Annotated in this window: 14 protein-coding genes; 10 read left to right on the forward strand and 4 right to left on the reverse strand. The window is 73.7% G+C overall.

Annotation, left to right across the window (positions count from 1 at the left end):
* The first annotated feature begins 124 nt into the window (after positions 1 to 124).
* From CRP51_RS20565 to CRP51_RS20595, 7 genes are all read left to right on the forward strand, one after another.
* Positions 125 to 640, forward strand: a complete 516-nt coding sequence (locus CRP51_RS20565; RefSeq protein WP_097232761.1) for a flavin reductase family protein — start codon at positions 125 to 127, stop codon at positions 638 to 640.
* A gap of 306 nt (positions 641 to 946) precedes the next feature.
* On the forward strand, positions 947 to 1957 hold the full coding sequence (locus CRP51_RS20570) for a LacI family DNA-binding transcriptional regulator (RefSeq protein ID WP_097232762.1): 1011 nt from the start codon (positions 947 to 949) through the stop codon (positions 1955 to 1957).
* A gap of 169 nt (positions 1958 to 2126) precedes the next feature.
* Complete coding sequence (locus CRP51_RS20575; protein ID WP_097232763.1) at positions 2127 to 3797, forward strand: FAD-dependent oxidoreductase; 1671 nt, start codon at positions 2127 to 2129, stop codon at positions 3795 to 3797.
* A gap of 115 nt (positions 3798 to 3912) precedes the next feature.
* The gene (locus tag CRP51_RS20580) at positions 3913 to 6066 is read left to right on the forward strand and encodes a hydantoinase/oxoprolinase family protein (RefSeq protein ID WP_097232764.1); all 2154 of its coding nucleotides are present in this window, start codon (positions 3913 to 3915) and stop codon (positions 6064 to 6066) included.
* Entirely contained in the window at positions 6063 to 6704 is a 642-nt protein-coding gene (locus tag CRP51_RS20585; protein WP_097232765.1) for a hypothetical protein, read from the forward strand. Before CRP51_RS20580 ends, CRP51_RS20585 begins: the two co-directional genes overlap by 4 nt.
* Positions 6705 to 6712: 8 nt before the next feature.
* Entirely contained in the window at positions 6713 to 8002 is a 1290-nt protein-coding gene (locus CRP51_RS20590) for a TRAP transporter large permease (protein WP_097232766.1), read from the forward strand.
* A 105-nt stretch (positions 8003 to 8107) separates the two neighbouring features.
* Positions 8108 to 9133, forward strand: a complete 1026-nt coding sequence (locus tag CRP51_RS20595) for a glycoside hydrolase family protein (RefSeq protein ID WP_097232767.1) — start codon at positions 8108 to 8110, stop codon at positions 9131 to 9133.
* 474 nt (positions 9134 to 9607) lie between these two features.
* Here CRP51_RS20595 and CRP51_RS20600 read toward each other — a convergent pair whose 3' ends face one another.
* Together CRP51_RS20600 and CRP51_RS20605 are read right to left on the reverse strand one after the other, a co-directional pair.
* Positions 9608 to 10351, reverse strand: coding sequence for a class I SAM-dependent methyltransferase (locus tag CRP51_RS20600; protein ID WP_097232768.1), 744 nt, complete (start codon positions 10349 to 10351; stop codon positions 9608 to 9610).
* 108 nt (positions 10352 to 10459) lie between these two features.
* Positions 10460 to 11329 carry a lytic polysaccharide monooxygenase auxiliary activity family 9 protein gene (locus tag CRP51_RS20605; protein ID WP_245880721.1) on the reverse strand — a complete coding sequence of 290 codons (870 nt, stop codon included), beginning with the start codon at positions 11327 to 11329 and terminating at the stop codon, positions 10460 to 10462.
* A 700-nt stretch (positions 11330 to 12029) separates the two neighbouring features.
* Here CRP51_RS20605 and CRP51_RS20615 point away from each other — a divergent pair.
* Together CRP51_RS20615 and CRP51_RS20620 are read left to right on the forward strand one after the other, a co-directional pair.
* Positions 12030 to 12605 (forward strand): TetR/AcrR family transcriptional regulator, encoded by a 576-nt coding sequence (locus CRP51_RS20615; protein WP_097232769.1) that lies wholly within the window; start codon positions 12030 to 12032, stop codon positions 12603 to 12605.
* Between the two features lie 220 nt (positions 12606 to 12825).
* A complete protein-coding gene (locus CRP51_RS20620) occupies positions 12826 to 14001 on the forward strand; it encodes an SGNH/GDSL hydrolase family protein (protein WP_097232770.1) in 1176 nt (391 codons plus the stop codon).
* A gap of 101 nt (positions 14002 to 14102) precedes the next feature.
* Here the strand turns inward: CRP51_RS20620 and CRP51_RS20625 are convergent, their stop codons facing one another.
* Positions 14103 to 14609, reverse strand: coding sequence for a hypothetical protein (locus CRP51_RS20625; RefSeq protein WP_141514634.1), 507 nt, complete (start codon positions 14607 to 14609; stop codon positions 14103 to 14105).
* 73 nt (positions 14610 to 14682) lie between these two features.
* Positions 14683 to 16689, reverse strand: a complete 2007-nt coding sequence (locus CRP51_RS20630) for a glycoside hydrolase family 127 protein (RefSeq protein WP_097232772.1) — start codon at positions 16687 to 16689, stop codon at positions 14683 to 14685.
* A gap of 267 nt (positions 16690 to 16956) precedes the next feature.
* Here CRP51_RS20630 and CRP51_RS20635 point away from each other — a divergent pair, with 267 nt between their 5' ends.
* Positions 16957 to 18000 (forward strand): LacI family DNA-binding transcriptional regulator, encoded by a 1044-nt coding sequence (locus tag CRP51_RS20635; RefSeq protein WP_097232773.1) that lies wholly within the window; start codon positions 16957 to 16959, stop codon positions 17998 to 18000.
* Positions 18001 to 18160: the final 160 nt, after the last annotated feature.

The following is an 18160-nucleotide window of genomic DNA, read 5'->3' on the forward strand; positions in this document are numbered from 1 at the left end:
CCTTGCCCGTCTCGCCCCCGACGCCCACCCCGCTTTCCGAGCGGGCGGCCGACGCCCTCGCCCAGGGACCGCGCCCCGATGTCGCCGCCGCGCCGGCGCGCGCCACCGGCGTGGGGGGCGGGCGATGACCCCGGGCGAGCGCGTCGAGACCGGCCATCTCACCGGCGCGGAGTACAAGTCGGTCTTCCGCCGGCACCCGGCCGGGGTGGCGGTGGTGGCGATGACCCACGACGGACGGCCGGCGGGGTTCACCGCCACCTCGGTCATCTCGGTCTCCGCGGAACCGCCCCTGCTGGCCTTCTCGTTGGCCGCCACCTCCTCCTGCGCCCCGGCGGTGGCCGCCGTCGACACCCTCGCGGTCAGCCTGCTCGCCGACCACCAGCGCGACCTCGCGGTGCGTTTCGCCACCAGCGGACTGGACCGGTTCGCCGCCGGCGGCTGGCACCGGCTGCCCACGGGCGAACCGGTGATCGACGGCGCGCACGCCTGGATACGCGCCCGGGTGCTGGAGCGCACGCCGGTCGGCGGCAGTCTGCTGATATCCCTGCTCGCCCTCGGGGCCGAGGTCCGCCCCGAGGCCGGCCCGCTGGTCTTCCTCGACCGCGCCTACCACCGACTGGGGCCGGACTCCGCGCTCTGACGCCCCGCCCGCCCCACCCCTCCTGTCCCGCCGCTCACGTTCCGCCCTCGCCCGCGCCGGACACGGAACATCGCCGCCCTCCCCGGACACGGAACGTCGCCGCCCGTGGCGATCTGCGTGAAGGTCGGCGCCACCCCTTGACGGGGCCGGGGCGGGAGGACGAAGGTGCTCGTTAATCCGCATTAGTTCAGACCGTGGCGCTCCGCTCCACTCAACTAATACGCATTAGCGAGCACGACAAGGACGTCAGCGAGGGGTTTGCAGGTGACCGGGAAGATCAGGCGAGGAAGGCCCCGTCAGGCCGAGGTGGCGCGGTTGGCCGGGGTCTCGCAGACGACGGTCTCCCTGGTCCTGGGCGGCAACAAGCAGGGCATCGTGATCCAGGAGTCCACCCGGCAGCGGGTCCTGGAGGCGGCCCGCACCCTGGGCTACGTCCCCGACCCGGCGGCCCGGCGGCTGGCCGCCGCCAGCAACAACCTGCTCGGCGTCTTCAGCTTCACCGCGACCTTCCCGACCGACCCGGCGCACTCGTACTACCCGTTCCTGGTCGGCGTGGAGCGGGAGGCCGCCGAGCGCGGCTTCGACCTGGTGCTCTTCACCGGCTCCAGCAGCGGCGGCGGCCGGGCCGCCGCGCCCGGCGCGCTGGAGCGGGTGCGGCTCGCCGACGGCTGCCTGCTCTTCGGCCGCCACGTCCCGACCGAGCCGCTGCGGCGGCTGGTCGACGACGGCTTCCCGCTGGTGCACGTCGGCCGCCGCGACGAGATAGCGGAACTGGCGTGGGTCGGCGCCGACTACGTCGCGGCCAGCTCCGAGGTGGTGGCCCACCTCGTGGACGCCGGCCACCGCCGCGTCGTGCTGGTCCGCGAGGACGACGACGCGCCCGCCTCCACCGACCGAGAGCGCGGCTTCCGCGAGGGCCTGGCCACGGCCGAGGGCACCGTCGTCCGGGTCGGGGCGCCCGCCCGGGAGCTGACGCCCGAGTGGGTGCTGCGGCAACGGGCCGCCGGCGTCACCGCGTTCGTCGCCGAGGAGACCGACACCGGCGCGGTGTGGCGGGCACTGCACGACGCGGTCGCCGCCGCCGGGCTGCGGGCGCCCGAGGACCTGTCGCTGGCGCTGCTCGGCTCGCCGCCGCCTGACCTGCCGCTGGCGACGCCGGTCACCGGCTTCGACATCCCGCGCGCCGAGTTGGGCGCGGCGGCGGTGCGGGCGTTGACCGACCTGCTGGCCGGGCAGCGCCCCGGCGCGACGCTGGCCGGGTGCGCCTTCCGCCCCGGCGCGACGTCCGGGCCTCCCCCGGCGAAGGAGGCCCGATGACCCACCCGGCCGGTCACCGCCCCCGCGCCCCGGGACCACCCACCCGCCGAGGAGCGCGGAAAGCCCCGCGGGCGCCCACCGGCAGCCCGCACCCGCCGAGCCACCGCACCACGACCGCACCGACGTCGCCCCCCGGAGGGGCCCGCACCACCCAGGGAGAGAAGACCCCATGCCGACCTCCGACACCGTGACCACCCCCACCCCCGCCCCCACCTCGCCGGCCGGCGCGCGCGAGTCCGTCACGGACGTGCTGATCGTCGGCGGCGGGCTCGGCGGGGTCGCGGCGGCGCTCGCCGTCTGCCGGGCCGGGCACCGCGCCGTGCTGACCGAGGAGACCGACTGGCTCGGCGGGCAGTTGACGTCGCAGGCCGTGCCGCCGGACGAGCACCCGTGGGTGGAGCAGTTCGGCGTGACGGCCAGCTACCGCGCGCTGCGCGAGCGGATGCGGGACTACTACCGCCAGTGGTACCCGCTGCGTTCCGAGGCCAGTGCGTTGCCGCAGCTCAACCCGGGTGCCGGCCGGGTCAGCAAGCTCTGCGTCGAGCCGCGCGTCGCGCTCGCCGTGATCGAGGGGATGCTGGCGCCGCACCGCGCGGCGGGCCGGTTGACCGTACTCACCGAGCACCGCCCGGTCGCGGCCCACACCGAGGGCGACGAGGTGCGCGCCGTGACGCTGCGCGACCTGCGCGGCGGCGGTCGGCACACGGTCGCCGCGCCCTATGTGCTGGACGCGACGGAAACCGGCGAACTGCTCGAACTGGCCGACGTCGAGCACGTGTTGGGCGCCGAGGCGCGTTCCGAGCACGACGAGCCGCACGCCCCGGAGCAGGCCGACCCGCTGAACCAGCAGGGCATCACGTTCTGCTTCGCGCTCTCCCACCACGAGGGCGAGGACCACACCATCGACCGGCCGGCGGACTACGCGTTCTGGCGCGACTACCGGCCGCCGTTCTGGCCGGGCCCGCTGCTGGGGTTCCAGGCGCCTGACCCGCGTTCGCTGGAGTCGGTGCCGCGCACGTTCGAGCCCAACCCGGAGCAGGACCCGCTGGCGGTCTCGGCCGACCAGAGCGCGGACGCCGGCGACAAGGAGCTGTGGGGCTTCCGCCGCATCCTGGCCCGCAAGCTGCACCGGGAGGGCGCGTTCGACTCGGACATCACGCTGGTCAACTGGCCGTTGAACGACTACTGGGAGTCCCCGCTGATCGGCCTCGGCGAGGAGGGCGAACGCCGGGCGCTGCACGGCGCGCGGCAGCTGTCGCTGTCGGTGCTGTACTGGCTCCAGACCGAGGCGCCGCGCCCGGACGGCGGCACCGGCTTCCCCGGGCTGCGGCCGCGCGGCGACGTGACGGGCACCGCCGACGGCCTGGCCAAGGCGGCGTACGTGCGGGAGGCGCGGCGCATCCGCGCGGTGACCACCGTGACCGAGCACGACGTGTCGATGGAGATCGTCGGCCCCTACGGCGGCACCCGCCACCCCGACTCGGTGGGCGTGGGCGCCTACCGGATCGACCTGCACCCGTCGACGGGCGGCGACAACTACGTGGACATCGCCTCCGTCCCGTTCGAGATCCCGCTGGGCGCGCTGCTGCCCCGGCGGGTGACCAACCTGCTGCCGGCCGGCAAGAACATCGGCACCACCCACGTCACCAACGGCTGCTACCGGCTCCACCCGGTGGAGTGGAACGTGGGCGAGGCCGCGGGCGCGCTGGCCGCGCACTGCCTGTCGGAGGGCGTCGTCCCGCACCAGGTCAGGGGCGAGGAGAAGCATCTGACCGACTTCCTGCGCCGGTTGGACCGCGAGGGCGTCCAGCGGCACTGGCCCGACGTGCGGGGCTACTGAACGGCCCGCGGCGCGCCCCCAGCGGGCGACCTGCCGGGCGAGTCAGCTCCACCTGGCCCGCCCGGCCGTCCCCACCCACCACCACAACGCGAAGACACGAGGAGGTGTCCAGACGATGACCTCTCACCGGCCGACCCATCCGCACACCCGCCAGATCCGCGTCGGCATCGACGTGGGCGGAACCTTCACCGACGCCGTGGCCGTAGACGCCACGACGCTCGCGCTCGTCGGCCAGGTCAAGGTGCCCACCAGCCACCACCACGAGGACGGGGTGGCCCACGGCATCGTCACCGCGCTCGACCGGCTGCTGGCCGAGACCGGCCACACGGCGGCCGAGGTGTCCTTCCTGGCCCACGGCACGACCCAGGCTACCAACGCCCTGTTGGAGGGCGACGTCTCCCCCGTCGGCCTGATCGGCGTGGGCACCGGGCCCGGCGCGGCGCTGACCAGGCGCCTCTCGGCGCTGGCGAAGCTGCCGTTGACGGAGAACCACCCGTTCCCGCTGCGCTACGCCCATGTGCCCGACCCGCACGACACCGGCGCGGTGCGCGAGGCGGTCCGGGGGCTGGTCGACGGCGGCGTCGGGGTGCTGGTGGTCAGCGAGCCGTTCAGCGTGGACGACCCGGAGGGCGAGCGGGCCGTGTTGGAGGTGGCGCGCGAGTTCGGGCTGCCGATGACGGCGGCGCACGAGATCACCTCGCTCTACGGGCTGCGCAAGCGCACCAGGACGGCGGTGGTCAACGCGGCGATCCTGCCCAGGATGCTGGCGACGGCGGACCTGGTGGACGGCAGCATCGCGAAGGCGGGGATCACGGCGCCGCTGATGGTGATGCGGTGCGACGGCGGCGTGATGTCGCTGGACGAGATGCGGCGCCGGCCGCTGCTGACGGTCCTGTCGGGCCCGGCGGCCGGGGTCGCGGGCGCGCTGATGCGGGAGCGGATCAGCGAGGGCGTCTTCCTGGAGACCGGCGGCACCTCGACCGACATCAGCGTGATCCGCAGGGGCAAGGTCGCCGTGCGGCACGCGACGCTGCTGGGCCGTTCCTCCTATCTGCCGGCGCTGGACGTGCGGACGGTGGGCGTGGGCGGCGGCTCGATGGTGCGGATCGGGGACGGGAAGGTGGTGGCCGCGGGGCCGCGCAGCGCGCACATCGCGGGGCTGCGCTACGCCTGCTTCGCCGATCCCGAGGAGCTGCGGGACGCGCGGCTGGCGCGGATCGCGCCGCTGCCGGGCGACCCGGAGGACCACGCGGTGCTGGAGGCGGCCGGCGGGACGTTCGCGGTGACGATGACCTGCGCGGCCAACGCGCTGGGCGAGGTGCCGGAGGGCGACTTCGCCCGCGCCGAACCGGCGACGGCACGCGCCGCGTTGGCCCCGCTCGCCGAGGCGCTGGGCACGGATGTCGCGGGCGCGGCGCGGGCGGTGCTGGACGCGGGCGTGAAGGAGGTGCGTTCCGTCGTCGACGCGATGCTGCGGGACTACCGGCTGGACCGGGACGCCGTGGTGCTGGTCGGCGGCGGGGGCGGCGCGGCCAGCGTCACCCCGCACCTGGCGGAGGTGGTCGGGCTGCCCGGCCGGATCGCCGAGCACAACGAGGTGATCAGCCCCATCGGGGTGGCGCTCGCGCTGGTGCGGGAGCAGATCGAGCGGATCATCCCCGGCGCCACCCAGGAGCAGATCCTGGCGGTGCGGGCGGAGGCCGAGCAGGCGGTGGTGGAGCAGGGCGCGGCGCCGGCGGGGGTCGAGGTGGAGGTCACGGTCGACCCACAGACCAACACCGTGCGGGCGGTGGCCACCGGAGCGACCGAGCTGCGCACCCAGGACCGGGCGCACCGCTCGGACGACGCGGAGCGGCTGGCGACGGCGGCCCGCAGCCTGAAGACGGAGGCGGAACGCGTCGAGGTGCTGGGCCGCACGCCCACGCACACGGTCTTCGGGACCACCAGAAGCCGCCGCTTCCGGCGTGCCACACACCCGGTGCGGGTGGTGGACGCGGACGGGGTGGTGCGGCTGCACGCGGCCGACGCCACGGTGGCGTCCACGACGGTGGGCCAGGCGCCCGAGCTGCTGGCGACGCTGGTGCGGGACACCACCGCCTACGGCGACGGCGGGGTGCGGGCGCCGGCGGTGCGGCTGCTGCTGGGATCGCGGATCGCGGACCTGTCGGGGGTGTTGGACGCGCAGCCGCTGCTGGCGCTGGCCCGCAGCGAGCTGCGGGCCCGCTCCGCCGACGAGCCGGTGATCGCCGTGGTGGAGGCCCGCTCATGAGCGCGCCCACGTCGACGGCGGGGCGGCGCGCGCTGCGGGCGCGCGGCGCCGAACTGGCCGCCACCGAGGACATCGAGTTCGGCCGGCTGCTGCTGGCCAACATCCCGCTGCACGCCGGCCGCGACGACGCCGAGCTGCGCCGCTGGGCGGAGGTCGCCCGGGAGTTCGGCGCCGAACTGGCCGCCGCGCACCCCGAGGCGGGTGCCGAGGGCTGGTCGGGCGAGGCGCGTGTCGTGGAGCGCGACGGCGGCCTGGACGACGACCGGCTGCTGCTGGCGCGCTACCGGTCCCGGCCGGTGGAGACCGTCGAACTCTTCACGGACACGCTGGCGTTGGCGGAGGAGACCGTCGAACTGCTGGGGTGGCGCGACTGGTTCCCGCCGGGCTCGGCGCGCCGGGCGGCGCTGGTCCACGAGGAGGGCCACCGGCTGCTCGGCGACCGTGCCCACCGCGCGGAGCTGCGCCGCCGGCTGGACCACACGGCGTTGCGCGTGGGGCGCTTCCGACGGCTCGGCCATGTGGCCGGCGCCGACGAGCTGGCCGCCCACGCCTTCGCCCACACCGTCTGCGGCCTGGGCCGCAGTCCCCTGCTGCTGACCGCCGCGCTGACCCACGCGGTGTCGTCGAGAGAGAGCTGAGTGTCGCCATGGGTGTCGTGATTCTGTTGATGATGCTGGTGGGCGTCGTGCTGATGCTCTCCGGCAAACTGCCCACGGCGTTCGCGCTGGTGCTGCTCGGCGTCTCCATCGCCCTGGTCACCGGCGCGCCGCTGACCGGCGAGGAGAGCGTGCTGGACACGGTGCTCCAGGAGGGCGCCGGCGGGTTGGCCGCGACGATGATCGCGATCCTGCTCGGCTCGTGGCTCGGCAAGCTGCTGGACGAGACGGGCATCGCCGGGACCCTGGTCCGCAAGATCGTCGAGTTCGGCGGCGACCGGCCCACCGTGGTGGCGCTCGGCGTGCTGGCGGTCTCCGGGCTGGTCGGCACGGTCACCGGCTCGGCGCCGGCCGCGATGCTGGCGGGGATCATCGGCATCCCCGCGATGATCGCGGTGGGCGTGCCGAAGGTGACGGCCGCGGGCACCATCCTGATGGGCCTGGCGGCGGGGCTGCCGTTCGAGCTGCCGGTGTGGCAGTTCTTCTCCACCGCGCTGGACCTGCCGGTGGAGACGGTCCGCAACTTCATGATCAAGCTGTTCCCGTTCGCCGCCTTCTTCGCCGTGCTCTTCGTGCTGATCGAGACGCGTCGGCGGGGCGTGGAGCACGCCTGGTCGCTGAAGTCGGTCGACGCCTCGGCCGAACGCCGGCCCTCCCGTCGGCGACGGCTGGGCGACGCGCCCTGGTACGCGCTGTTCACCCCGGTCGTTCCGCTGGTCCTGGCGCTGGGCCTGGAGATCGCGATCATTCCGTCGCTGCTGGGCGGCGTGCTGTACGCACTGGTCACCACCACCAGGCCCCGGGAGATGAACCGCCGGCTGCTGCGCACCCTGTACGCCTCGTTCGACGTGGCGGCTGCGCCGATCGTGCTCTTCGTGGCGATCGGCATCCTGCTGGCCGCCGTGCAACTCCCCGGCTCCATCGAGGCGTTGGAGCCGCTGGTAAGGAACGTCAGCCCGCAGAACCCGGTGGTCTTCGTCCTGGTCTTCGGCGCGCTGGTGCCGCTGTGCCTCTACCGGGGGCCGCTGAACGTGTACGGGCTGGGCGCCGGCATCGCCGGCGTGCTGATCGCCGCCGGCATCTACCCGGCGGTCGCCGTACTGGGCCTGACCACCTCCTACAACCAGGTCTTCGGCGTCGCCGACCCGACCAGCACCCAGACGGTGTGGAGCGCGCAGTACTCGGGGGTCAGCCCCCAGCAGGTGATGCTGCGCACCCTGCCCTACGTCTGGTGCGTGGCGCTCGGCGGGCTGATCGTGACCGCCTCGCTGTATGTCTGACCACCTTCCCGTACCGGACCACTTCCCCAACCAGTTCACCTGACCACCTCTCTGACCCGCGTTCGCACCCCCACCACCGGTTCAACGACGAACGGAGAACGTGTCATGTCCCACACCCCCTCGGTCGACCGTCGCACGCTGCTGCGCGGCGCGGCCGCCGCCGGCACCCTGCTGGGCGTCGGCGGCGCCGCGACCGCGCTGGGCGCCGGACCGGCCTCGGCCGCGCCGGGCGGCTTCCCCGACTACCGCTATGTCACGACGCTGCTGCGCCCGGCCGACCTGATCTACCCGCCCAGCCAGAAGGAGATCATCTTCCCCTGTGTGCGGGGGGTCTACGACCGGCTCAGCGACCCGCTCGGCCGCTACTACCTCTACTACGCCCCGCACGACGACCCGGGCGGGATCTGCCTGGCCTACGGCGACTCGCTGGAGGGCCCCTTCACCGAGTACCCGGGCAATCCACTGGTCAGCAACGTCTGGGACGACCACTACTCCGTCCCGCACGTCTCCTCCCCGCACGTGCTGTGGAACGAGGACGAGCGCGAGATGTGGCTGTACTTCCACGGCGACAACCGCACCACCCGGCTGGCCCGTTCGACCGACGGGATCAACTTCACCTACGACAGGACGGTCCTCCACACCTCGATGCTGCCCGAGGGCAGCAAGGAGGCGTCCTACGCCCGCGTCTTCCGCCACGACCTGCCGGCGCGGGACAACGCCCGCTACGTGATGCTCTTCATGATCAACGACGCCAGCAACCACCGGGACATCGGCTGGGGCTGGTCGCGGGACGGCCGCGAGTGGACGTTCTCGCAGGAGCGGCTGATCCGCCACACCGACGTCGGGGTGAACGACATCAGCGGCCCCCACCTGCTGACCAGGAACGGCAGCGCGTACGTCGTGTACCACTCGGACAAGGCCAGCGGCGGCAGGATGTTCATCACCGAGGTCGGAAACGACTTCTCGCTCCGCGACCACCTCGGCGTCTTCCACACCCCGCTCTCCGGGGCGCCGGACGACGGCCGGTCGGCGGCGCCGTCGTTCGGCACCGACCGGGGTGTCGCCTACATGGTCTACGAGGCGGGCGAACGGCTCTCCGGCTCGATCGCGGTGGCCAAGGCCGTGTCCTGAGCCGACCCCCGCGGTGACACCCGTGCGGCCGGGACGTTCCCTCGCGAACGTCCCGGCCGCACGGCGTTTTTGTCCACACGGTGCGCGGCATTCTCCACGCGAATACTGCTCCCAACGCGATGGCGAACGTTCTCCGATATTCCCTTCCGGGGAATTCACGCGCGCCGGGAGAACCCTCGCACCAACTCCTTGACGCGGCCGATGAGCTGCGGTTACGTTCCGAACGAAAAGACGCACACGGAAGGGGATTCACGGCCTTCCCATGCCGGGCATTCTCCTCCGCACAGAGCGGCACCAAGCGAAGCAGCAGAAATAGCCGGGCCCGCGGAAAAGGCCGCGCGTTGCCCGCCCCACGAACGGAGCCGGCCCCGGCCACCATCCGACCAGCCCCCGGATCGGCCGTTCCGGCTCTCCCCGCGCGCCCGCACTCTCCCGTCCGGGCGCGCGGGTCCCCCGTCTTCGCCCGGCCCGGCGTCAGACGGGTGGGCGCAGCGCCACGAACAGGGTGCGCTCGGCGCCCCCCTGCTCGGTCACGGTGGTGACCGCGAACCCGGCCTCGGCCAGCCACTCCTGCCACCGCGCCACCGGGAAGAGCCCCGTGTGGTGCGCCTCGTGCACCAGCCGCACGGAACCGTCGGCCGCGCGCAGGGTGAAGCTGTAGTCGGTGCGCACGCTGGTGGCGCCCGGCTCGGGCGGCAGGCTCCACTCCAGATAGCGCACCCCGCTGCCGTCCGGCGCGTCGCTGCCGCCGCAGTCGGTCACCGGCTCGTAGGTGTCGGCGACATGGTCGGGGAAGAAGACCGCCACGCCGCCGGGACGCAGATGCGCCCAGGCCGTGCGAAACGTCGCCGCCAGATCGGCGGCGGTGGTCATGTAGTCCACCGCGTCATGGACCAGCACGGCGTCGAACTCCCGCCCGAGCCGCAACTCCCGCATGTCGCCTGCCAGATGCTCGGTCCCCGGGTTGACCTCGCGAGAGACCGCCAGCATCTCGGGCGAGAGGTCCACCAGCGTCAACGTGAACGTGTCCCGCAGATGACGCGCCAGATGCCCGCCGCCGCTGCCCAGCTCCAGCACCTCCCGCACCGGGCGGGGCGCCAGCCCGAACAGCTCCCTGGTGGTCGCGGCGTCCTCCTCGTAGACCTCGACCGGCGAGATCAACGGCCACCAGGGCGCCAACTCGCCGTAGAGCCGAGGGCTTCCGCTCGCGCCCGTCATCCCACTCCCGCCGCCGACCGACCGTTCGCCATCCTGGCGGATGCCGTGCACGGCATCCGCCAGGATGGTAGCCCGCGCGCCCAAGTCACCGGCGCGGCGGGCCCGGGACTACGAGAGGAGACCCGCGAGGTCGGAACCGACGGCCCGCATCACGGAAACCGTCCCGAGCGAGAAGCCGGACATGGTCGAGGCCCCGTCCGCGACCTCCCCGCCCGCGTGGTCGGCGTGGCCCGCGTGGCCGGCCCGCACCGCGGCGGCCGCGGTGGCCTCGTCGGACGCGGCGGCGACCTGCTCCGCGCTCAGGGTCTGGTCCCCGAGGGTGACCTGGCCGTTGCCGCCGTCGAAGACGACGTCCGAGCACGAGTAGAAGTTCTCCTGGCTGTCCGAGCGAATCCAGTGCACGAAGACGATGTGCTGACCGGAACGGTTCGGCAGCTGAACGTTCCAGTAGTAGTGCCCCTCCTCGGAGCCCACACCACCGCGCTGCGGCGGGTTGGTCACGGTGCTGATCTGCTCCAGGTCACCCCAGCCGAGCGACTGGTTGGGTGACCAGCTGCTCTTGGTGATATAGACGTTGAACTCACCGGGGTGGTGCGCCCAGTTGCTGTGCCGCAGCTCGATGTTGGCCCCGGAGGACAGATGCGTGGTGGGCCAGTCGGAACGCACCGCGCTGTACGGGGAGAAGTCGAACGGACCACGGTTGCCACCGCTGCACAGGGTGCCGTCCGGTATGTAACCGGTCGTCCGGCCACCGCCGTTGGAGTCGAGCACCGCGAACCAGTTGTAGAGCGGGCCGGTCCCGCTCTGCTGCACGGCCGAGGCGCAGGCCGGGTTGGACGGCATCTGGGTGCTGCTGTTCTCCCTCAGGTCCAGGTAGCACAGATAGGTGCGGGACCCGGGGAGGATGGTGGCGCCGTGGGCGGCGGCCGGGCTGGGCAGGGAGGCGACCAGCAGGGCGAACAGCCCCACTCCCAGCACGCTGAGGAAGCGGAACCTGCCGCGCGCCCTGGTGGGCCTGGCCGCTCTGGGTCTCGGACCGGTTGATTCGTTGGACACGGGTCACTCCTTGGGAAGAAGAGTCGTCTCCCGAGTAGGGCAACCGACGGCATCGGCCCGAGCCGATGCGCCGACGGCCCGTCGTCGGTGCTGCTGCCGCGCGTGGGAGCGCTCCCTAGGGCGGAAGTTAGCCCCGCTTTCCCCCGCCCGTAAGCGCTGCTTCCGGCCGTTGCCACCCGCCCGGCGCCGCTTTCCGGCCAACTCACCCGCCGGCGCGCCCTCGCCGCCGGGGCCGCGCCGTCGCGCGTGCGGGTTCTGTCGCGCGTGCGGATCCGCGCCGTCGCGCGTGCGGGTTCTGTCGCGCGTGCGGGTTCCGCGCCGTCGCGCGTGCGGGGTTCCGCGCCGTCGCGTTCGGCGGGCGCGCACCGTCACGCGTACGGATCCGCGCCGTCGCGCGTGCGGGGTTCCGCGCCGTCGCGCGTGCGGGTTCCGCGCCGTCATGAGCGGCGGGCGCGCACCGTCACGCGTACGGATCCGCGCCGTCGCGCTTGGCGGGCGCGCACCGGGCGATCACCGTCCGGCTCCGGGGGTGACGGATGTCTCCCTCATATAGTTCGACTTCTACCTATAACCTTTAGGTAGTTTGGTGAGAGCCGAAGGAAGACGAGAGGGGGCGACAGCCGTGGCACGTGCGGGACTGTCGACGGAGCGACTGACCACCGCCGGCGCCGAGTTGGCGGACGAGGTCGGGTTCGACCAGGTGACGGTCTCGGCCCTGGCGCGGCGGTTCGACGTCAAGGTCGCGAGTCTCTACTCCCATGTCCGCGGCTCCCAGGACCTGCGGACGCGGATCGCCCTGCTCGCGCTGGAGGAGATGGCCGACCTGGCCGGCGAGGCCGTCGCGGGCCGGGCGGGCCGGGAGGCGTTGGCCGCGCTGGGGAACGTCTACCGGGACTACGCCCGCGAGCATCCCGGCCGTTACACCGCCGCGCAGCTGCGGCTCGACCCCGAGACGGCCGCCGCCAGCGCGGGCGCCCGGCACGCGCGGCTGACCCGCGCCATTCTGCGTGGCTACGCGCTGGAGGAGCCGGACCAGACCCACGCGGTCCGGCTGCTCGGCAGCGCCTTCCACGGCTACGTCAGCCTGGAGCTGGGCGGGGGGTTCAGCCACAGCGCGCCCGACACCGACACGACCTGGCTGCGGACCCTCGACGCCCTCGACGCCCTGCTCCGCAACTGGCCGGCGCCGGCGCCCTGACGGTCCGTGACGGAAGGTGACCGTTCCGGTCCGGTTCGGCTCTCTTCTCCGTCTCCGATTCTTCGGCCGCTTCCCTGTTCCGCCTCTCTTGCGTCCTGCCCGCCCCGCCCTTTCCCGCCCCCGTCCCTTCCCTTCTCCGCTCCCTACCCGCCCCTTTCCCACCCTTTCCCGCCCTGTTCCGCCTCGTCCGAGGCCGGTCTCGTTCGATGAGAGCACTCGCATGACCACCTCACTGATCACCACGCCCCTCGCCCCCGAGCTCTTGCGCGGGGCGCTCGAAGTGGAACGCACGCCCCACGGCCTGCTTCCGCATCGCCTTCCCGCGCGGGCGCGCGCCCAGTGCGCGGACCCGCAGCTCGCGATGGTCGAGTCGCAGCCCTCCGGCGTGCGGCTGGCCTTCCACACCGCCGCCACCGTCGTCGAGCTCGACACCCTGCCCACCAAGCGGGTCTATCCCGGTATGCCGCCGCGACCGGACGGCGTGTACGAGCTGCTGGTCGACGGCGTGCTCACCGGCCAGGCGACGGCGGTCGGCGGAGGCCACACGCTCACCATCGACCTCGCGGCCGGCGCCACCGCCCACCACACCGGCGAACCGGTCACACTGCGCTTCGCCGACCTTCCGAACCGGTCGAAACACGTCGAGATCTGGCTTCCGCACCAGGAGACCACCGAGCTGGTCGCGCTCCGCGCCGACGCCCCCGTCGAGCCCGCCACGGAGACCGACCGCCCCGTCTGGCTGCACCACGGCAGCTCGCTCAGCCACGGCTCCAACGCCACCCGGCCGACCGGCATCTGGCCCGCCGTGGCCGCGGCGCGCGGCGGCGTGGAGCTGGTCAACCTCGGGCTGGGCGGCAGCGCGCTGCTCGACCCCTTTCTGGCCCGGACGCTGCGCGACACCGCCGCCGACCTCATCAGCATCAAGATCGGAATCAACCTGGTCAACGGTGATCTGATGCGGCTACGGGCCTTTGGCCCGGCGGTCCACGGCTTTCTCGACACGATCAGGGAAGGCCATCCGACGACACCGCTGCTCGTCGTCACCCCGCTGTACTGCCCGATCCACGAGCACACCCCGGGGCCGGCGGCGTTCGATCCCGAGGCGATGGCGGCCGGTCACCTCTCCTTCCGCGCGACCGGTGACCCGGCCGAGGTGGCCGCCGGGCGGCTGACGCTCTCGGTGGTCAGGGAAGAACTGACGCGCGTCGTCACCCAACGCGCCGCGGACGATCCGGGCCTGCACCTGCTCGACGGCCGGCTCCTCTACGGCGAGGCCGACAGCGCCGAACTGCCCCTCCCCGACAACCTGCACCTCGACGCGACCGCCCACCGACGCGTCGGGGAGCGTTTCGCGAAGCGGGTCTTCGGGGCGGACGGCGCGTTCCGAGGCGCCTGAGGGCGGCGGCGCCCGAGACCGCGCGGCGTCGGAGGACGGCGAGCGCCCCGGCGCCGCGCGGCGTTTCCCCGGCCGAGCGCCAGGGCCGTGCCGCGAAGGCCCTACAGCCCGGAGAGGCGCCGCGCCTCGGCGAGGGCGCCGGCGTCGAGGTCGGCGACGGCGGGAACGTCGTTCCACTCGGCCCAACCGTAAGCGCCGTTGAGTTCCGCGAGCCTGCGGTCGGCCTCCGGTTCCTCGATCACCAGCCACTCGCTCTCGGCGACGAAACGTCCCGGGCTCAGCTCACCCCGAACGGTCAACGCCGCCAGGGCGCGCAGGGCGGCGGCGTGCGTCCGCGGGTCCGACTCCGGTGCGCGCCAACCGAGTTCGTCCAGGACCTCGGGTACGAGCAAGGGGGCCTCATAGTCGACCTCGCGACGGGAGAGGCCGGCCAGCCGGCACAGCGCCGGCGAATCGAGGCCCGCGACCAACGCGTCACAGGCCGCAGCCACCAACTCGTCGGACCACACGAAGCCGATGTGCCACAGCGCCACCCGGTCGACGAACGCGCGGAGCGCCGCGGGTGGCGGCGAGGGGACGGACGACTCGCGGGACAGCACGTCGTTCATGGCGTTCATACTGGTCGGTGCACCAGCCGCCGCCCACCAGGACCGCCCCCGTCCGGCGCCGCCGGACGGGCGCTCAGTCACCGGTGGTCGGGAGCCAGACGCGCATCGGGGAGACCTCCCGGTTGGCCCAGGCGTAGTAGGGGACGGCGGTCAGGGTCAGGGGTTCGCCGTCGGGCTCGGGGAGCGCCGTGGTGGCCGCGCGGTAGGGCCACCAGGGGGCGTGGGCGTCCGGGGCCGCGCGCCGCCGGGCGCGCGCGACGAGGGTGAGGCCGGTGACACCGCCCGGCAGGTCCTCCCGCTCGGAGATGCCGATGCCGGCCGTGGTGTCCACGGCCAGGTCGTCCAGGCCCAACTCCTCGGGCAGCGCCGGCAGGTCGACACCTTCGACGCAGTAGACCAACGGCCCCCGCTCCACCGCGACGCAGCCGCGCGCCGCGTCCACCCGGGGGTCAGCACGGACGAAGCGCGGCGCGAGGTCCAGCGTCAGTTCCACCGTGTCCCCGGGAACCCAGCTCCGGCGCAGCCGCAGCCAACCGTCCTCGTACCGCCGGGCGTCGGCCGCCGGCTCGACCCCGTTGACCAGTAGCGTCCAGTTGTCGGCTGACCAGTGGGGCACGCGCAACGCCAGGGCCCACGGCGCGGAGCCGGTCGCCTCGACGGTCAACGCGATCCGCCCGTCCCACGGATAGTCGGTGGTCAACCGCAACGCGGCCTCGGCCCCCGCGACCGGCGCCGTGACGGTGCCGGTGGCGTACTGGTGAATCTGGACGGTGCTCCCGTCGGCCGAGGTGGAGGCGAGATAGCCGGGCAACGAGGCGAGCAGCCGCATGATGTTGGGCGGGCAGCAGGCACAGGTAAACCACGGCGTGCGGCGCGGCCGGGGGCCCTCCTGGTCGGCGTGGCCGTCCCTGACGTGCAGCGGGTTGTCGTAGAGGTAGGTGTCGCCGTCGAGCGAGACGCCGCAGAGCACCGCGTTGTAGAGGGTGCGTTCCGCCAGGTCGGAGTAACGCGCCTCACCGGTCAGCAACGCCATCCGCCAGCCGAACTGGACGGCCGCGATCGCCGCGCAGGTCTCGGCGTAGGCGCGTTCGTTGGGCAGTTCGTAGGGGTGGCCGAACCCCTCGTCGGTGTGGTGGGCGCCGATACCGCCGGTGACATAGCTCTGCCGGGTGGCCATGTCCTCCCACAACCGTTCGGCGACGGCGCGGAGTTCGGCCTCGCCGGTCTCCGTGGCCACGTCGGCGGCGCCGGCCAGCAGGTAGAGCTGACGGACGGCGTGGCCGGTGACGGCGGGCGCCTCGCGCAGCGGGAGGTGGTCCTGGCAGTAGCCGGGGCGGGCGGTGCCCTTGGTGGCGCGGGTGGGGAACGCCCCGCCGTAGCGGCCGAGGAAGTAGCCGGCCAGCTCGACATGGCGCGTGTCGCCGGTCTCGCGGGCGAGTTCGACCAGTGCGGTCTCGATCTCCGGGTGGCCGTCGACGCTGTCGACCGGTCGCCCGGACCCCTCGGGCCCGAAGGTCGCGCCCAGGTGGTCGGCCAACCGCACGGCGACGTCGAGGAGTTCTCGTTCGCCGGTACAGCGGTGATGGGCGACGGCGGCCTGGATCAGGTGGCCGGCCGTGTACAGCTCGTGGCCCCAGCGGAGTTCGGTGAAGTGCGCCACCTCGGGCTTGGCGACCTGGTAGTAGGAGTTCAGATAGCCGCTCGGCTGCTGCGCGTCGGCCAGCAGCCTGGCGAACTCGCTTATGCGCGCGGCCAGTTCGGTGGCCTGCTCGGGTTCGGTCGTCGGGTCACCGAGCTGCCAGGCGGCGGCCTCCAACCACTTGTGCACATCGGTGTCCATGAACGGGACACCCTCGTAGCCGCTGGTCTCGCCGTCGGCGGCACGGCGCAGATTGCGGAGGTTGCCGGCCTCGGTCAGCCGGTCGGGCCCCTGGGCGATGCTGACGCGCGCGTTGACCCGGCGCCGCTCCGCCCAGAAACCGTCGGTGACGGTGACTCGGGCGGACGGCCGCAGCGCGACCGTGGCGTTCTCGCTCGGCCGCGCGGGCGCGGCCGGACGGTCGGACGTGGAGGGGGGCATCTGCGGCTCCGAGGGTTCGGGGCGGGAAGGGTGCGGGCGGGCCGGTCGCGGCCAGGCCGGCGGCCGGGTCCCGGCGGTGCGGCAACACTGAGGAAACCGTTTGCCTGCGCCGCGACTCTAGGAGCTCCGCCGGCCCCGAGTCAACGGCCCCCACCGGGCCGCCCCCGAGGCGAAGGGCCGGGTGCGGCGCCGGCGGCAACCGCGTGGCATCATGACCGGCACCCACTCGGCCGTCCGGGTGCCGGGGCGAAGGAAACGGGTTGCGTCATGACGGGAACGTCACGTCCTACGGCGGGAGAGCGACGCGCCGTGACACTCAGCGATGTGGCGGCGCTGGCGGGGGTCTCGCCCGGCACCGCGTCCAAGGCGCTCAACGGGCGGGGGCACCTGCGCCCCGAGACCAGGGAACGGGTGGCCGAGGCGGCGGAGAAGCTGGGCTTCCATCCCAACGAGGCGGCCCGCAGCCTGCTTTCGGGCCGCACCTACACCGTCGGGCTGATCACCACCGACAGCGTCGGGCGGTTCAGTCTGCCGGTGCTGCTCGGCGCCGAGGACGCCCTGGGCGCGGGCCGGATCTCAGTCTTCCTCTGCGACACCCGGGGCGACTCCATCCGCGAACAGCACTACGTACGCACGCTGTTGGCGCGCCGCATCGACGGACTGATCGTCACCGGCCGCCGCACGGACGCCCGTTCCCCACTGGTCCTGCCCTCTCCGGTACCGGTTGTCTACGCGTTCGGGCCTTCGGCGGACGAGCGCGACGCCTCGGTGGTACCGGACGACGCGGGGGGCGCCCGGCTGGCGGTGGAGCATCTGCTGGCCACCGGGCGCCGGCGGGTCGCCCATGTGACCGGGCCCGCGCACCACGCGGCGGCCACCGTCAGGGCCGCGCACGCCGAGCGCGCCCTGAGCGATGCGGGGCTCGAACTCGCGGGCGGCCGGGCGCTGTTCGGTGAGTGGTCGGAGGCGTGGGGCCGGGCGGGAACGCACGCGGCGCTGCGCGCCGCCCCGGACGTGGACGCGGTCTTCTGCGGCAGCGACCAGATCGCGCGGGGGGCGGCGGACGCGCTGCGGGAGGCGGGGCGTCGGGTGCCGGAGGACATCGCGTTGGTCGGATACAACAACTGGCAGGTCATGGCGGCCGCCACGCGTCCGCCCCTGACCACCGTGGACATGAGTCTGACCGAGGTGGGCCGCACCGCCGCGCTGCGGCTGATGGAGGCGATCGACGGACGCCCCGCCCACGGGGTGGAGGTGGTTCCGAGCCGGCTGGTGGTCAGGGACTCGACCGTCGCCGGTCAGCAGGGTTGACCAGTTCGTCGCCCGCGGTCGGCGGACCCCCTGGCACGGAGGTCACCCGGCCGGCCGGAACGCCACGGCACCGGCCGGCCGGACCCCTCGGGCCGCTTCCGGGCCGGATAGCATCGGGCGCCTCGAACGATCGGAAGGTCCGCGCTCGCGAGGGACGCGG

The organism is Streptomyces zhaozhouensis, from assembly GCF_900230195.1.
GTDB classification, from domain to species: domain Bacteria; phylum Actinomycetota; class Actinomycetes; order Streptomycetales; family Streptomycetaceae; genus Streptomyces; species Streptomyces zhaozhouensis.

Excerpts from the sequence above, each read along its gene's own strand:
- CRP51_RS20585 (WP_097232765.1), top strand. The coding sequence starts at position 6,063 with ATGAGCGCGCCCACGTCGACGGCGGGGCGGCGCGCGCTGCGGGCGCGC.
- CRP51_RS20620 (WP_097232770.1), top strand. The coding sequence starts at position 12,826 with ATGACCACCTCACTGATCACCACGCCCCTCGCCCCCGAGCTCTTGCGC.
- CRP51_RS20635 (WP_097232773.1), top strand. The coding sequence starts at position 16,957 with ATGACGGGAACGTCACGTCCTACGGCGGGAGAGCGACGCGCCGTGACA.
- CRP51_RS20595 (WP_097232767.1), top strand. The coding sequence starts at position 8,108 with ATGTCCCACACCCCCTCGGTCGACCGTCGCACGCTGCTGCGCGGCGCG.
- CRP51_RS20630 (WP_097232772.1), bottom strand. The coding sequence starts at position 16,689 with ATGCCCCCCTCCACGTCCGACCGTCCGGCCGCGCCCGCGCGGCCGAGC.
- CRP51_RS20565 (WP_097232761.1), top strand. The coding sequence starts at position 125 with ATGACCCCGGGCGAGCGCGTCGAGACCGGCCATCTCACCGGCGCGGAG.
- CRP51_RS20600 (WP_097232768.1), bottom strand. The coding sequence starts at position 10,351 with ATGACGGGCGCGAGCGGAAGCCCTCGGCTCTACGGCGAGTTGGCGCCC.
- CRP51_RS20575 (WP_097232763.1), top strand. The coding sequence starts at position 2,127 with ATGCCGACCTCCGACACCGTGACCACCCCCACCCCCGCCCCCACCTCG.
- CRP51_RS20590 (WP_097232766.1), top strand. The coding sequence starts at position 6,713 with ATGGGTGTCGTGATTCTGTTGATGATGCTGGTGGGCGTCGTGCTGATG.
- CRP51_RS20625 (WP_141514634.1), bottom strand. The coding sequence starts at position 14,609 with ATGAACGACGTGCTGTCCCGCGAGTCGTCCGTCCCCTCGCCGCCACCC.
- CRP51_RS20580 (WP_097232764.1), top strand. The coding sequence starts at position 3,913 with ATGACCTCTCACCGGCCGACCCATCCGCACACCCGCCAGATCCGCGTC.